This window comes from Methylobacterium sp. E-012, assembly GCF_057836545.1.
Genome location: NZ_JBYQEY010000005.1, coordinates 1 through 13,666, shown reverse-complemented (window position 1 = coordinate 13,666; position 13,666 = coordinate 1). Strand labels below are relative to the sequence as shown.

The window sequence follows — 13,666 nt, the reverse complement described above, 5'->3', positions numbered from 1 at the left end:
CCTGGCGCGGCCGAGACAATGTCATCGCAGCGGCCGGTTCGCTACTCATCGACCTGCTGGAGCGAGCGTGATGACAACCACGCTTTCATGCAACGGCCGGGGTAGGTGCCCCGGCCGTCGTTTCAGTGACGGTACTGAGGATTACCGTAGCAGCGTCAGGACGCCCTGCTGCGCCGAGTTGGCCAGCGAGAGCGCCGAGATGCCCATCGACTGACGGGTCGACAGCGCCTGCGAGTTGGCGGCTTCCTGGTTCAGATCGGCGTTGGTCAGGTTGGCCGAACCGGTCTGCAACACGTTGATGAGCTGCTTCGAGAAATCCTGCCGGTTCTGCACCACCGAGAGGTTCGAGCCCAGGTTGCTCGCCGCCGAGTCGAGCGCGCTGCCGGCGTTGGTCAGCGTGGTCAGGGTGGAGTTGACGTCGGAGTTCAGCAGGAAGTTGCCCAGCCCGTTCGAGCTCGTCGAGCTGTTCGAGTTGGTGACCGAGGTCAGGCCCAGGCCGCTGGCGGTCGCGTCCACCGACGAGACGTCCAGCTTGGAGCTGCCGTTGGCGTTGAACTTGATGGTCAGGTTGTTGCCGGTGCCAGCGATCAGGTTGACGCCGTTGTAGCTGGCATCGCCGGCGAGCTGGGTGATCTGGTTGAGCAGGTTGTTGTACTGCTGCGCCAGGGACTTACGCTGGCTGACGCCGGACACGGCCAGGTCGCTGGAGACCACCGTGCTGGCCGCAGTGCCATAGGTCGAGGCTGTGGTCGAGGACGACGCGAAGCCGAGCGCCGCCTGGCTGGTGGAGTTCTGGAATTCCACGTCGGCCTGCGCGTTCAGGACGATCTTGGTGCCGGTGCTATCGACCGAGAAGATCGCGCCGGCGCCGAACGATCCGCTCGACGTGGTGCTGGCCGAGCTGACTGCGGAATTCAACGCCGATACCACGGCGGTGATGCTCGACGATGCGGCGAAGGTCGCCGACACGGAGGTACCGTTGATCGTGAACAGGGCCGTCGTGGAAGCCGTGCTCGTGGTGGTGGGAAAGGCGTTGGTCGCCGTGCCGGTCGTGGTGAGCTGGGTCGACAGCGCCTGGTTGGCGAGGGACTTGGCCTGATCCACGAGCTTCTGGATCGAGGTGATGCCCTGGTTGGCGGCCTGGATCGACTGGACGCCGTTGGAGACGCCGTCGAGCAGGGAGTTCAGGCTCGTGGAGCGGCTGTCGAGGGCCTGCGAGGTGAAGAAGTTGGTCGGGTTGTCGAGCGCCGAGTTGACCGTCTTGCCGGTGGCCAGGCGGTTCTGGGTGGTCGACAGGAGCGAGGCCGTATCCTGCAGCGAAAGCAGGTTCTGACGGGTCGCGGCCGAGAGGGTGATGGACGACATCGATCAAACTTTCTGGTTGTAGCAACCCGTTTTTCGGGGTTCCTCATCAGGAACAATTCCGAATTGAATGCAGGTTAAGTCCGAAAAATATCACTTGTACTCATACTATACTGGTTAACAGTATCTGTTTTTACACAGCTCTTAGGTGTGATCTCAGAGTCGCTCAACCCTGAGTTCGATGGTATTCAGTAGAAAGGCGGCCAGGCCAACTCTGTCGAGTGTGGCGGCCGAGAGCACCGGGAGTGTGATCGAGGTGGAGCCGCTGCGCTGGCGCGACCGCGGGAACGTTATTTCCGCAGCAGGCGCTGTACTCCTTGACCTCGCCAAGGTGCGCTGATGCCGACCGTCATCCCGACCCACCGCGAGATCGCCGCAGCCGCTCAGCCCCTGTCCTGGCCTGACATGGCCCGGTTTCTGATCCTGCTGGCCCGTGTCCGCTGGCTGAACCGCCGGTTGCAGGCCGTCAATCGGCGGGTGGTTCGTTACGGCTTTGACATAGCCGGGACTGATCTGGCGTTGACGATGCAGCGCTGGCTCGCCTGCCACGAGGCGATCGGCGCCTTACTTGGTCGCCCTGAGCCGTCGCACGTCGCGCAGGTGCGGGCGACGCTGCAGAAGGGCGCCGAACGAAAGTCCCGCTAGTCCCGCGTAGGCTTCGGCTCTGGCTTGGCAGCGCGCATCAGGTTCTGGATCGCTCGCGGCGATCGGCCGGCTTTCTGGGCGATCTCGGCCTCTTGCTGCTCGATGAGATCGCGGGCCGGCTGATCGCCATCTAGGCCGCCTAGGATATCCATCGGCACGCGCCGGTTCGAGGCGCGGCTGCCGTCTTCAAAGACGACATCGAACAGGACGGTACCCCGCTCCTGCGGGAGTAGCTTGATGCGCTTGGCCATGGTGAGCTGGTACGCCAGCGAGCTCGGCAGGACTAGGTCGTTGGATTGTAGCGGCTTGAGCGTGACGGCGGTCGCGTGAGATGCCTATGATCGGCCTTGTGCCACGCCGTTCCTGCCAGAACCCCAACAACTGCCGAGCTGCCGGTCGTGGCGGTCCCTGCCGAACCTGCGACGCGGAGGCGATCGCACGACGCGCCGTTCTGCTGCGTGAGCGCATCACCGCGAACCGAGCCGAGGGGCAGCCTCTGTACGCCGAACGCTCCGCTCAGGCGGCTGAACAGAAACGGAGGTGCGACCCTGAGCTTTGAGGGGCGTACACCTACTCTGCGGCGGCCCCGACACTATCGGCCATCTTCGCTCCCCGCGAGCCCAGGGGCTGAGGCTCGCCTACGGTGGTGTCCTCGGCCGTCTGGTGCTCCATCTCGGCGTTCATCTGTGCGCCTAACAGCACGATCGTCGTCGAGATCCAAATCCAGGTCATGAACCCGATCGCCGCCCCGAGCGAACCGTAGGTCTTGTTGTAGCTGCCGAAGTGGGCGACGTACCACGAGAACAGCAGCGAGCCTCCAAGCCAGAGAACCGCCGCTGCCGCGCTCCCCCCGGTGACCCAGTGCCAGCGCGGCGCATCCCGGCTAGGGCCATAGCGGTACAGCACTGCCAAGCCGCCGAGGACGGCGACTAGGAGCACGGGCCAGCGCAGCAAGGCTAGCCACCAGGCGTCCTTGCCGATCCCGATGAACTCGAACACGACCGGCAGCACGACGACTGCAACGAGCGCCAGGATCAGAAACAGCAGCGCACCAGCGGTGAACGCTAGCGAGACGAGGTTGAGCACGAAGAAGTTGCGCTTCTCGCGCTCGTTGTAGACGAGGTTGAGCGCATCGAAGATGTGCTTCATGCCACCGTTGGCGCTCCACACCGAGAGAGCGACGCTCACGAGCAGGCTCAGGCCCAGCGTCGCGTTGCCCTTCTCGTTCAGGTTCTTGACCTGGTCGCTGAGGATGTCGAGCGCGCCCTGGGGCAGGATCCCCTGCAGGCTGGCGAGTTGGGCGTTGATGGTCGAGGCATCAGCCACGAGACCGTAGACGGACACCAGGGCGGCGATCGCGGGGAAGATCGCCAGCAGGGCGAAGAAGGTCACGCCGGCCGACACCAGCATGATCCGGTTCTCGCCCACGTCGCGGTAGGTACGCAGGGCGATGTCTTTCCAGCCTTTGGCCGGGATCTCGGTCGGCCGTGTGGCCTGGCGTCCGCGGTCGGCCTGAGTACGGGCTACCTCGTGGGCCTCCTGGCCGGAATGTGAGGGCGACGCCTGCCGTGCATCACCTTCACCCTGGGCCCCGCTGGGCTTGCGCGTCGTCGAGCGCCTCGGCAACGCGACGAGGCCGATAAGGGCGGTGGCGAGCGCCAGCGTCCAGACTGTCGAAGCTTGTCCAACAGGGTCGCGGGATGGTCCGGAGTTCGAGGGGAGGGGAGCCATTGGCGGTTCGTTGCCTCGCGGACGGATGCTGAAGATCGCCGCCACAACAACGAGCCGTCAAACCGCGTTGCAGAAGATATCGCATTATTCCTGGGGTTAAGAACTAGAGGCGCGCACCAGACGCTCTGCCTCGCGCTCCTGGTGTGCCGGCCTGAGGTTCAGCCGCGCGCGCAGGGTCTTGCCCGCCTTGAATTGGACATTCCGCTTGGCCGCGACGGCGACGCTCTGGCCCGTCCGCGGATTGCGGCCCGTGCGAGCGCCGAGTTCCTTCACCGCAAACGTACCGAAGTCGCGCAGCTCAACGCGGTCGCCGTCCGCCAGCGCGTCGGCGATCCGGTTGAGGATGGCGTCGACCACCGCCTCGACATCCTTCGCGTAGAGGTGCGGGTTCTGCTCCGCGATGCGGGCGACAAGCTCGGATCGGATCATGCGTGAGCGATGCCGCGTCATTCTGCAGGCAGCAACCGCGCCGGGACGGGCTAAGGATTCATTAACCGTGCGGCGTGAGGAATGCTTTCGACGTCCGGTAGCCATTCGGGACGCCTCCCTGCCTCGCCCGCCCGGTCCTCCCGCGGCGGGCTTTTCTTTAACCGCGCCATGGTATGACGCGCGGAGGTTCGATCTTTCGTCCCCGATGCTCGGATCTGGATCAGCCCGCCCGGTTCGCCGGCGCGGGCTTTTTCGAGCCGCGGAGACGTGATCAGTTCCACGCCGTGGGCCGATGGCCGACGAAGGGCGCCATGCCGACAGCGTCGAGCATCTCATCGAAGGCAACCGGTGCGTCCGCATCGGTCGCGAACGTCGTGTCCCATCGGGTGCAGCCGGAGAGGTGGACAACCTCCATGCGCCAACACTCTGGCGTGCCAGGGAAACGATAGATCTCGACCTCGACCGTCTCACCATCCCGCGTGACTGGGCCGGACAGCGGAGAGTGCTCGAACTCGACGTCTTTCTCGCTCATCCCCGGGCTACCTTGGTGCTCACCTTCGGGGACGCGCTTACCTGAAACGGTCCCGACCCAGGATGCCAGCAACGTCAGCTTGCTGATGCCTCGCTAACAGGCCGCGTGCATCCTGCCCTAGAGCCGCGTTGCGTATCGGCCCGGCTCATCGCTGGTGAGATTGGACGCTCCCCCGCCCCGTGATCAGATCGGGGCGGGGCCGAGCGGCCGAGGATCACGGCAGGGTCGGGTGAGCCGACATGACGGCGGCCGCCAGTACCGTCCGAAACGCCTTCTCCTGCGGTCCTGATCGGTCCACCGCCCCGAAGGCGGGGGTCGCGTTCACGAGAGCTGCGATGTCCACGCTGTGGCCGCTGTCGAAGCGGTAGGGGCCAGCCATCGGATCTCGCAGGTAGACGTCGATCGCCGCGACGATCTCCTGGCTCGTGATGATGCCCGCCTTGCGCAGGTCCGCGAGGGTCGAAGGTCCTGCCGGCATGGTCGCGCTGATCATTCCCTGACGTTGACTTAACCGTGCCGCCCGGTCGACATGCCATGTCCGGCTGGCGCGCGCCTCGCGCGAGTCGCCGGCACCATCAGGAGACACCGCCGCCGCAAGTCGACCCCTGAAAAGCCAACGGCCCCCCAGTCGCCAAACTGGAGGGCCGTCGAAATCAAAAGGGCCTGTGAGGCCGGATGCACCCCTCACAAGCCACGAAGACGCCCTAGGCGTCAAGCGGGAACGTCAATTCCCGCGACGATGAGGCTTTGCCCTGTGGACCGGACGCCCCTGCGGCGGCCCGGAACGACCTGTTGCGGCCCTTTCACGGGGCTGACGACCATGTTTGCCGACGAGTTGAGGTGCGCCATCGAGGCCGCGAGCCGAATCACCCTGCCGCAGGTGACGGCGCTGCTGTGGCGCGCCTACGGGGAGGGGAAGATCACGGAGCCCGAGGCCGAAGCTCTGTCCGGCCTGATCGAGGCGCGAACGCTGTCTAAAAGTGGACCGCGATCCGGACAGAACCCGAACGGTGCGGCAACTGTCACACCCCGGATGGGGGATGGAGCTGAGAACGTCTCAAATCGCATAGGAAGCCCCAGGAGGCCTGGCGTCGGCTCCCGGCCACGCACGGGCGCCTCGATGGAGCGCCGCCGCCGCTGGGCCGCCTCTGGGCGCATGCCGCTAGGTCTCGCCGCCAAGTTCACCCACGCCGAGCAAGGCGTGCTCGCCCTGGTCGCTGCTGAGGTAGCGCGCCGCGGCGACTGCCGGCTGGCGATCGACAACGTCGCGGCCGTGGTCGGGGTCTCACGCTCGACCGTGAAGAACGCGATCCGCGAGGCTGTGCGGTTCGGGTTTGTGACCGTTGAGGAGCGGCAGGTCACTGGCTGGCGCAATGACACGAACATCGTGCGCATCGTGAGCCGCGAGTGGCTGGCTTGGCTGCGGCTGGCGCGGAAAGGCGATCCTCTCTCGAACCGGAGAGAGCAGGCAGCACCCTCCCTCTCGCAGGGGGGAGGGGTCAAAAGCGCGACCACCACGTCTACTCAGACTCTAGGTCTGGGAGAATCGAGGAAAACGGAACCGAAAAAGGGCTGCCGACGAGCGGCGGGCGACCTAGACCGATCAGACCACGCGAGAATCCGCGCGGGTGATGGAGGCGGCTGAGCCATGCGGTGAGGGCCTAGAGGCGTTCGGCAGGGCGGACGCGGAATCGTTGATGCTGTGTGCGACGAGAAGACCGTGGGAAGCTTCGGTGATGTCGCCTGCGTCGACACCACCCTGACTACCTCAAGTAGGGCTTTCCTGTCGTAGAGGGCTCACAGAAAGATGAAGCCGCGCTATAACTCTTGCTAACAATTGCTCAACGTACTCGTGCACAATTTTGCCTAAAGTGACCGCTGCTCGGCAAGCGGTTGAGTTGGGGGAGGCATCCATGCCGCTGTTCGATGCTGATCTGCGCGCTCTCATGGCGGCGATCGACAAATCCCGAGCTCGGATCGAGTTCGCCTCCGATGGCACGGTTTTGGCCGCTAACGCGCTCTTCCTAGACCTGATGGGCTACACCCTCGCCGAGGTGAAGGGGCAGCATCACAAGCTGTTCGTCCCCGCCAGCGAGCGCAATGGCGACGCGTACCGCACGTTCTGGGAGGCACTGCGCAGTGGCGAAGGTCAAACCCGCGAGTTTAAACGCATCGCTAAGGACGGGCGCGAGATCTGGATTCAGGCCACGTACAATCCTGTCCTGGACAGGGCTGGTCGAGTCACGAAGGTGGTGAAGTTCGCTACCGACATCACCGCGCAGGTGCTGCGCAACATCGACCATGATGGCCAGCTCGAAGCCTTGCACCGCTCCCAGGCGGTGATCGAGTTCGCGCTCGATGGCACCGTTCTGACCGCCAATACCAATTTCCTCAACGCGATGGGCTATCGGCTCGACGAGATCCAGGGGCGGCACCACAGCATGTTCGTAGATGCGAACGAGCGGGCAGGCGCGACCTACCGTGATTTTTGGGTGAAGCTCGGGCGTGGCGAGTTCGCCGCGGATGAGTTCCGGCGCATCGCCCGGGGCGGCCGCGAAGTCTGGATCCAGGCGACCTACAACCCGATTCGCGACCGGGACGGTGTGCCGGTGAAGGTGGTGAAGTTCGCCGCCGACATCACCGAACAGGTGCATGAGCGCCAGCGCCGGTCCGAGGCGCAGCGGGCGATCAGCACGGATCTCGACGCGATCGGTACCGCGGTCGAGGCTGTCACCCTGCAGACAGCCGAGGCCGCCGGCATCGTGGGGCAGGTGTCGAGCGACATCCAGGCGGTGGCCTCGGGCGCGGAGGAGCTGTCAGCATCCGTCGGCGAGATCAGCCAGCAGGTCAGCCACGCCGCGCGCATGGCCGGCGAGGCGGTTGAGCAGGCGCGCCACACCGGCAGCATCGTTGAGGGCCTGAGCGGCCAGGCCACGCAGATCGGCGAGGTCGTGACCATGATCCAGGGGATCGCCGCGCAGACCAACTTGTTGGCACTCAACGCCACGATCGAGGCGGCGCGGGCGGGCGCCTCGGGCAAAGGCTTCGCGGTGGTTGCCTCCGAGGTGAAAGCGTTGGCCGAGCAGACTGCCAAGGCGACAGATCAGATCCGTGTGCAGATCACCGCGACCCAAGCGGCCACGCGCGAGGCGGTGGGCGCAATCGGTTCGATCCAGGGCACGATCGGCAAACTGGATGAGGTCTCAGCAGCGATCGCGGCGGCGGTGGAGGAGCAGTCGGCCGTGACCCGGGAGATGTCGGGCAGCATGCACACGGCCGCCCACGGGGTGACGACGATCGCCGGCGGTATGGAGGCGATCGCCCGGGCGAGCGAGCAGGTCGATGCCGCCACGCGCCAGGTGCGCGAGGCTGCACGGGCGGTGGGCTGAAGTCATGGACGACACAGGTGATGTGGCTGCTGTGCAGGCCAGTCTCGACGATGCGCTCGGGGACCTACTCCGCGTAGCCGTCGAGGTGGGGCCAGAACCCTACGCAATCAGCTGCACCCGGATCGACGCTGCTTTCGACAGCCGGATGGTTCCCCATCGGCAGCTCGGCTGGGCGATGAACGAGGCTGCAGCTTTGAGGGGTGCGCTGAAGCAAGGTCTGTTTAGGGGACCATACCGATCCGAGAATGCGGATCCGAAGGTCGATCAGTCATGATAGGGACGATCGTCCCGCTGCGCCTCAAGCGCGACGAGACGTCAGCTCTCGCCGACTTCGACACGGCTGCAGCGACGCTGTTGGCCGAGGGGCGTTCGACCACCCTGTCGGCCGCACAGTTCGACGCGATCCTGGACGGTATGGCGGGCCGCCTCGACGCGGATCTCGTGCGCGCGCTCCGGCCGGGCGCTGTGATTTCCGATGCGGTCTCTAGCGAGCAAAGGCTGGCCTCCGCGGGACACGTCTGAGCGTCCGCTTTGGCGGCAGGGCCGCTCCGAGGGTGATATGATCGCCCTGCCCGCGCGGGCAAGCACGCGACGACAGGTACTCCGTGGGCCAGTTCCCCATCGGGCACCCGTGACGCCTCGGCCGGGCGGTCGCGTAAGGGTCGGTGCAGTGTGGGGGAACTGAACATCGCAGGCACCGGCTCACGGCCTGTCCATACAATCAATAACCTCAACCAGCCTCGCCTATGTCGTAGGTGCGAGCGGCCGTCGCCATACGGATGAGCTGCTCGAGATCCAACTCCACGGCATCTTTCACGTCATCGACCTGCAGTAGCTCGCCGAGGCCGACAAGCTCTAGGCGCAACGCCTCGATCATCGTTGCGAGTGACTCCCCCAGGGCGCGGATCTGTGCCCCACGGGGCCCGAGATCCACCCCCTCGGCGAAGGCGCCGGCCAGAGCCGTCGTGAGACCCTGAACCTCGCCGAACGGAACGATGGAATGGGGTCCCACGGTGTTCATCGTCGCCTCAGGTCACTTGGGCAGTTGCACGGATAGGACCGCCTGCAGCTGATGCGGATTTGCCTATCTTGTAAGCACATTTACGACGTCAAGCGCAGATCTGCACAGTTGCCGGCTCTTTATCCAACTCATTCCACCGTATTAACCATCGTGTAACAGAGGTTAATAATTCGTTGGCACGAAGCTCAGCTTTGTGAGGAAATACGTAGGCGGGCTGGCCGCCCGTCTCACCCTCCGAGGTCATCATGGTTCGGGTCACGGCGCCCAGGCTCTCACTCCGCCTGGGTCTGCGCACTCTCGCGAGCCTCGCTGCGCCGCCGACCCTACTTCTGCTCGCCGGCACAGGTTCGGCCAGCGCTCACGTGAAGTGGTTCTGCGCCTACGACGTCGCCGGCCAACCGCGTGGCCTCGAACAGGTGCTGTGCCCGAACTTCGAGTGGCTGACGGGGCTCGCCCTGGTCTGCCTGATGGCGGGCTGCCTGGCCGAGGGCACTCCGCTCGGCGGCGCTCTCCTGAATGCGCTCGACCGTGTCACAACCCGCATCCGCATCGACACCGAGCTGCTGGTCCGCTGCACGCTCGGCTTTTTCCTGGTTTCGCTCTTCGACCTCGGCGGCATCATCCTGACCCCGGAACTGAAGACCGACGTGGCCTGGATCCCGTGGCTGCAACTCGCCATGGCGGCGTGCTTGATCTGGCGCCGGACCATGCCGCTCACCGGGCTCGGTATCGTCTTCCTGTTCAGCTACGCCACGGCGCAGTACGGCGTCTTCCACCTCGCCGATTATCCGGTGTTCCTGGGCGTGGCCGCCTACCTGATCTGCCAGAGCCTCGGCTTGAAGCCCTTCGGCGTTCGCCCCCTCGACATCGTGCGGTGGGCTGCCGCGATCACGCTGATGTGGGCATCGGTCGAGAAGTGGGCCTACCCGCAGTGGACCGATCCGCTGCTGGCCGCCAAGCCGCAGATGACCATGGGCGCGACCCCCGAGCTGTTCATGCAGGCCGCCGGCGTCATCGAGTTCACTCTCGCCTTCGCGCTGATCTGGACGCCGCTGGTGCGTCGGACTGCCGCGATCATCCTGACGGCGATCTTCGTTTCGGCGGTGTTCGAGTTCGGCAAGGTCGACGCGATCGGCCACTCGGGCATCATCGTCGTACTGCTCGGGATCGCGGCTGATGATGTGCGAACCGCAGTGCGGGTGCGTGACGCTGCTTGGGCGCCGGCATACTTTGGCGGCGCGCTCGCGATCTTCCTGGCACTGTACTACGTCGGCCACGAAGCCCTGTACGAGGGCTTCGGTCGTCTACCGGTCATCTGAGGCGATCGGAAAAGGGCGGGTATCGAACCATTCACTGCACGTGGAGGGTGAGCTTCATCTTCGGATGGATGCCGCACTGGATCACGAAATCACCGGGCTCCTTGAGCGTCAGCGTGGCCTGCTTGCCGGGCTCCTCATCGCCCGCGTCGAACGAGAACCGATCGGCCTCGATGAAGGCGTGATGCACGGCATTCTCGTCGCCATTGACCAGGGTTATGGTGTCACCTCGGTGCAGGAACAGGTCGGTCGGATCGTAGTGCCGGCCCTTCTGCAGCACGATCCGGACGACGCTGGACAGGCTGGCCTGGGCCGGTCCAAGCGCTAGCAGCCCTGCGACTAGCGCAAAGGCGCTGCAGCGGAAAAAATGACTGCGGAGATTGTAAATCGACACGGATACAACCTGGGTAAGAAATCTGATAAGAGTAGTATTTAAAGCCGACGATCTGCGAACGACTTAACTCAAGTCTCTATAGGGTCCTAAATCTGAAGTTGCTTTGCCGGTGATTTGCGGGTTCAGTGGCATTTGCCTTGTCAATGTACCAAATTTGAAACCATAGCGATCACGGGAGGCTCGGTCCTCGATCCAGCGGTGGTGTTCTGCCGCCTCAGCCATGCAGGATCCCGCATGGGTTGCGATCCCGGAACCGGCAGTCACGCGAACGGCGCATCTCAATCCAGGGCCTGCGGGTGTCGCTTCGGCATGCCGGCGTAGGACCGCGGTATTCTGGGGCAGCCGTCATGCGCCCGCTGGTGCGTCATGGCGACGGTGCCCTGCGCCGAGTAACTCCCCTGCGTGCGAACCTGCCCATGGCAGACTGGGCAGCGTTTCTCGGCTGAGCGGTGGCGGGCGTGCGCCTCGGCCAGCGGCACGAGTTGCCACGCGCCGTCGATCCGCACCTCGCAGCTGTTCTTGTCGAGAGTCGCCATGGCGGACGGGTGCCGCGCGAAGGCGGTACCTGTCAGCCCAGATGTGCGCGCGGTGACAGTTGGCGGCGGCGCGATTGCCGGCCGGGCGCGGCGCATGCATCCTGTTGCAAATGCCCGACCATCGCGGCCAGACCTACGATCCGTAGGAGGAGCCGGCGCCCTGGAGCTGCTGGTTCAGCCTCGTCGAGCGCCCCATGCTTCAAGCGTAAGGACCGCCGAACAAATCGCCGAGCGCCTTCCGCCGGAACAGGGTGCGCCAACGCCGCCGCTGATGCTCCGGCCGATCGTGGATCATGTGGCAGCGCTGGCAGAAGGCCGCGAGGTTGGCGTCCGCATTGTTCGAGGTGTCGTGGTCCCGATGGGCTGCAGCCAACACCACCCAAGTCCGGCGAGCGCGTCCAAGGATGTCAGCCTCCGCAGCTATCCGGATCCGTCTGCCCCAGCCGTCGCGCCAGCGGCTAGCGTCCGCGTCCCACCAGCGCCCGTCGCCCAGATGATAGACCATGCGACCGTGTGGCCGGCCGCAGCTCTCGCAGCGGCCCTGCGCCCGGCCGAAGCGGATCGCCATCGATAGCTCGCGCCAGTCGATCGGATAGAAAAAGCGGTGCTCGGGCCGGATCGGCATGATGGGGCTGAACACCCGATGGCGGGCCTATTCTGTGGCAGGGTGGCGGATCGCTTCTGTATCATCTCGGCAACAGCCGCGGGCCAAAGTCACGGGGTGCTGCAACCAAACCACCGCCGAGTTGTTGCGCCGCCTGGTCGTGTACATCGCAATGTATTTCGACCGTACAACGCATGTTCATGGATGGTTTACTATACCGTCCCACGTCATCAGCCGGCGGTGTGTCCGTAAAACTACAGCCATTTCGTCTACGGACCGGTAGCCTTATCATCAGATCGAAATTTGGACCTTACGTTATGACCAAGCTCCTGACCTCGCTGGCCGCGTTCACCGCCCTGACGGCCGCCGCCTCGGCCGCCGACCTTCCGCGCCGCGCCGCCCCGCCGCCGGTGTTCACCCCCGTGCCGGTGTTCACCTGGACGGGTGCCTACTTCGGTATCAACGCCGGCTACGCGTTCGACGCCTCCAGCCGCAGCAACAACAACTCCACCTTCGGCGTCCCGGCCCCCTATGCCGCCGCCGGCACCACCGCCACCTTCGGCAACCGCAGCCAGGACGGCTTCTCCGGCGGTGCCCAGATCGGCTACAACTACCAGTTCACCCCGGGCTCGGGCGTGGTCGTCGGCATCGAGGCCGACGCCCAGTACCTCGACTTCGGCCGCAGCCGGAACAACGCCTTCATCAACGGCGCCCTCGCCCCCGGCTACTACGTCACCGACCCGCGCGGCCTGTCGAGCCTCGACTACTTCGGCACCGTGCGCGGCCGCCTCGGCTACGCCTTCGACCGCACCCTCGTGTACGGCACCGGCGGCTTCGCCTACGGCTCGGGCAGCGCCGACCGCTCCTTCGGCGGCTACGCCGGCAACGACAGCTTCCGCACCGGCTACGCGGTCGGCGGCGGCGTCGAGTACGCGCTCCCCACCGAGTCGTTCCTGAACTTCTTCCGCTCCTCGGCCGTGACGCTCAAGGTCGAAGGCCTGTACGTCAACCTCGACCGCAACACCCGCAACCAGGGCGCGTTCGTCATCAACGCCGCCAGCAACTTCCCCGCCGTCTACAGCAGCGGCATCGGCCGCCGCTCCGACGAGTTCGCCGTCGTCCGCGCCGGCCTGAACTACAAGTTCGGCTCGTACTGAGATCCGGTCGCGCTGCTCCCGGCATCCGTGCCGGGAGATGCGATGGCGGGCGAGGGGTAGTTGGTCCTCCTCACCGCCCCTCATCGCCGAAGAGCAGCCGATCGGCTGACCTTCGCATCCCCAGCTCGATCAAACTGGCCGCGAGGTCGGCGACACCCCGGGAGCACCCGCTCCTGGGGTGTTTCTTTGTTGTGGGATTAGGCGCTGAGAGGTTCAGCCGATCGCCCAGAACAGCGGCAGGGCGCCAGCCAAGAACAGGGCCGAGGACAAGAGCACGGCCAAGCGTTCGCGATGATAGTGAATGAAGGCGTGGGAGCTGGCGAACATGGCGATGCCAGATCGGAGAAGGCATCTCACGCTCGCCCCTGAACCTTGACCAATCAGAAGCATCCGACGTCGTCCACAGATGGTCGTCGATGCGTGTCACCGCCGAGCCACATGCGGATGGACGTGCTCAGGCGCACCCCGCGAAGGCGGGGCTGGGCGTATCCGTTTCGTCGTCGCCGTCATTGCCCCCTCAGGCGGCCCGACCAGCGGCGCAGTGACCTCA

At 65.2% G+C, this 13,666-nt stretch carries 16 protein-coding genes; 6 read left to right on the top strand and 10 right to left on the bottom strand.

The genetic code is table 11. The features are described 5' to 3' along the window. Positions 1 to 141 precede the first annotated feature (141 nt). A complete protein-coding gene (locus tag AC3IF1_RS29745) occupies positions 142 to 1,365 on the bottom strand; it encodes a flagellin N-terminal helical domain-containing protein (protein ID WP_489220710.1) in 1,224 nt (407 codons plus the stop codon). A 336-nt stretch (positions 1,366 to 1,701) separates the two neighbouring features. On the opposite strand from AC3IF1_RS29745, the gene AC3IF1_RS29740 reads away from it, so the two are divergent. Then, the gene (locus AC3IF1_RS29740) at positions 1,702 to 2,007 is read left to right on the top strand and encodes a hypothetical protein (RefSeq protein WP_489220709.1); all 306 of its coding nucleotides are present in this window, start codon (positions 1,702 to 1,704) and stop codon (positions 2,005 to 2,007) included. Here the strand turns inward: AC3IF1_RS29740 and AC3IF1_RS29735 are convergent. From AC3IF1_RS29735 to AC3IF1_RS29715, 5 genes are all read right to left on the bottom strand, one after another. After that, positions 2,004 to 2,258, bottom strand: coding sequence for a hypothetical protein (locus tag AC3IF1_RS29735; protein ID WP_243970265.1), 255 nt, complete (start codon positions 2,256 to 2,258; stop codon positions 2,004 to 2,006). The two genes, AC3IF1_RS29740 and AC3IF1_RS29735, sit on opposite strands and share 4 nt — an antisense overlap. Positions 2,259 to 2,577: 319 nt before the next feature. Continuing rightward, a complete protein-coding gene (locus tag AC3IF1_RS29730; protein ID WP_489220708.1) occupies positions 2,578 to 3,738 on the bottom strand; it encodes a YihY/virulence factor BrkB family protein in 1,161 nt (386 codons plus the stop codon). Positions 3,739 to 3,834: 96 nt separating this feature from the next. Then, complete coding sequence (locus tag AC3IF1_RS29725; RefSeq protein WP_489220707.1) at positions 3,835 to 4,167, bottom strand: integration host factor subunit beta; 333 nt, start codon at positions 4,165 to 4,167, stop codon at positions 3,835 to 3,837. A 271-nt stretch (positions 4,168 to 4,438) separates the two neighbouring features. Next, positions 4,439 to 4,699, bottom strand: a complete 261-nt coding sequence (locus AC3IF1_RS29720; RefSeq protein ID WP_489220706.1) for a hypothetical protein — start codon at positions 4,697 to 4,699, stop codon at positions 4,439 to 4,441. Between the two features lie 214 nt (positions 4,700 to 4,913). After that, positions 4,914 to 5,177 carry a hypothetical protein gene (locus AC3IF1_RS29715; RefSeq protein WP_489220705.1) on the bottom strand — a complete coding sequence of 88 codons (264 nt, stop codon included), beginning with the start codon at positions 5,175 to 5,177 and terminating at the stop codon, positions 4,914 to 4,916. Between the two features lie 342 nt (positions 5,178 to 5,519). Between AC3IF1_RS29715 and AC3IF1_RS29710 the strand changes: the two genes are divergently transcribed. The 3 genes from AC3IF1_RS29710 to AC3IF1_RS29700 all read left to right on the top strand — a co-directional run bounded on the left by AC3IF1_RS29710 (position 5,520) and on the right by AC3IF1_RS29700 (position 8,610). Then, positions 5,520 to 6,344: a helix-turn-helix domain-containing protein gene (locus AC3IF1_RS29710; protein ID WP_489220704.1), complete on the top strand. Its 825-nt coding sequence runs from the start codon at positions 5,520 to 5,522 to the stop codon at positions 6,342 to 6,344. Positions 6,345 to 6,612: 268 nt separating this feature from the next. Next, positions 6,613 to 8,088 (top strand): methyl-accepting chemotaxis protein, encoded by a 1,476-nt coding sequence (locus AC3IF1_RS29705; protein ID WP_489220703.1) that lies wholly within the window; start codon positions 6,613 to 6,615, stop codon positions 8,086 to 8,088. A gap of 270 nt (positions 8,089 to 8,358) precedes the next feature. Continuing rightward, positions 8,359 to 8,610, top strand: a complete 252-nt coding sequence (locus AC3IF1_RS29700; RefSeq protein WP_489220702.1) for a hypothetical protein — start codon at positions 8,359 to 8,361, stop codon at positions 8,608 to 8,610. A gap of 208 nt (positions 8,611 to 8,818) precedes the next feature. Here the strand turns inward: AC3IF1_RS29700 and AC3IF1_RS29695 are convergent, their stop codons facing one another. Continuing rightward, entirely contained in the window at positions 8,819 to 9,109 is a 291-nt protein-coding gene (locus tag AC3IF1_RS29695; protein WP_489220701.1) for a hypothetical protein, read from the bottom strand. A gap of 245 nt (positions 9,110 to 9,354) precedes the next feature. On the opposite strand from AC3IF1_RS29695, the gene AC3IF1_RS29690 reads away from it, so the two are divergent. Continuing rightward, positions 9,355 to 10,428, top strand: coding sequence for a hypothetical protein (locus AC3IF1_RS29690; RefSeq protein ID WP_489220700.1), 1,074 nt, complete (start codon positions 9,355 to 9,357; stop codon positions 10,426 to 10,428). 31 nt (positions 10,429 to 10,459) lie between these two features. Here the strand turns inward: AC3IF1_RS29690 and AC3IF1_RS29685 are convergent, their stop codons facing one another. The 3 genes from AC3IF1_RS29685 to AC3IF1_RS29675 form a co-directional block, all read right to left on the bottom strand. Next, entirely contained in the window at positions 10,460 to 10,819 is a 360-nt protein-coding gene (locus tag AC3IF1_RS29685; RefSeq protein ID WP_243964635.1) for a cupredoxin domain-containing protein, read from the bottom strand. 278 nt (positions 10,820 to 11,097) lie between these two features. After that, a complete protein-coding gene (locus tag AC3IF1_RS29680; RefSeq protein ID WP_489220699.1) occupies positions 11,098 to 11,355 on the bottom strand; it encodes a hypothetical protein in 258 nt (85 codons plus the stop codon). Positions 11,356 to 11,554: 199 nt separating this feature from the next. After that, on the bottom strand, positions 11,555 to 11,980 hold the full coding sequence (locus tag AC3IF1_RS29675) for a hypothetical protein (RefSeq protein ID WP_489220741.1): 426 nt from the start codon (positions 11,978 to 11,980) through the stop codon (positions 11,555 to 11,557). 296 nt (positions 11,981 to 12,276) lie between these two features. On the opposite strand from AC3IF1_RS29675, the gene AC3IF1_RS29670 reads away from it, so the two are divergent. Continuing rightward, complete coding sequence (locus AC3IF1_RS29670) at positions 12,277 to 13,116, top strand: outer membrane protein (protein WP_489220698.1); 840 nt, start codon at positions 12,277 to 12,279, stop codon at positions 13,114 to 13,116. The last annotated feature ends 550 nt before the right edge of the window (positions 13,117 to 13,666 follow it).